Annotated in this window: 1 protein-coding gene; it reads right to left on the bottom strand. The window is 41.9% G+C overall.

Annotated features, from left to right (window positions below):
- Positions 1-1,154: AMP-binding protein (locus tag BUC01_RS24845; protein ID WP_073315215.1), on the bottom strand; the 1,154-nt coding region annotated here is incomplete at both ends.

Genomic DNA, 1,154 nt, shown 5'->3' with positions numbered 1-1,154 from the left:
AAAGCCGACGCCACAAGTCTGGTCTTTTCTACCAATATTTCCTTTACCGCAGTCACATATTTATCATCGGTCAGATAAACAATCATCTTTTCATCTGTACCCACACAGGCACATTCTATCGGGCATTTACCTTTAATAATCTGTTCACACTCATCCAATCCGATACGCATTCCATACAGTTTTAAGAAGCGTCCCATACGACCTACAATGAAATAACACCCGTCTTCATCCCGATAGGCAAGATCACCCGTACGCATAAAACCGTTACGCTCATCACCCAGCAGTAAATCCTCGCGCTTACGAGCATACCCCATCGTTACATTTTTGCCACGATAACACATCTCACCCTCCGTATTTGGCAATTCTATTACAGAGCCATCACTGTCTATCAATGACAATTCTGCATTCGGAACCGCACGTCCTATACTGCCACACTTTGAAATTGCATACTCCGGTGGAAGATAAGCCATACGGGCAGTACCTTCCGACTGTCCATAAGTGGCAATCCAACGTTTCCCGTTATCACGACAGTATTCTGCGAATTTCAAATTCAACTGACGCGGCATTTTTCCGCCTCCTTGAGTAAGCAGTGTCAAATCAGGTAAGTCCATACGGAAAAAGCGCATCAGATTTAATATCTCAAAACTATAAGGAACACCTGTAAAACTGGTGGCATGCTGTTCTTTCATAAAAATCCAGAAAGCTTTGTCGGTCATACTTTGATTGGTTATCAACACAGTAGCTCCAACATAAAGATGACTGAATACCACTGACAGCCCCATAGTATAATATAATGGAAGAACAAGCAAAGGACGGTCATTGGAAGTCAGGCCAAAGAAAGTAGAGATATTTAAGGCCGCCGCTTCTATATTACCATATTTATGCCGTACCAACTTGGGACTACCTGTTGAGCCGGAAGTAGGCAAAAGATGAGATAGATCAGGATGCATCGCACAATCTTCCATTCCTGTACGCAAGAGAATATAGCCATAATATTCACAAACCATTTCATAATGCAAGTCAACTGCCATCAATGAAGGCACACAAACATAAGAAGGGCGGTAAATATCAAGTAGATTATGAAGAAGTTCCTTTTCAATATGTGCATTCAATATTAAAGGGACATTGCCGGAATTGATACAACCTATACTCCA

This window comes from Bacteroides stercorirosoris, assembly GCF_900142015.1.
Taxonomy (GTDB): domain Bacteria; phylum Bacteroidota; class Bacteroidia; order Bacteroidales; family Bacteroidaceae; genus Bacteroides; species Bacteroides stercorirosoris.
The sequence above is the reverse complement of the archived record's forward strand: the minus strand, read 5'-3'. Positions and strand labels throughout refer to the sequence as shown.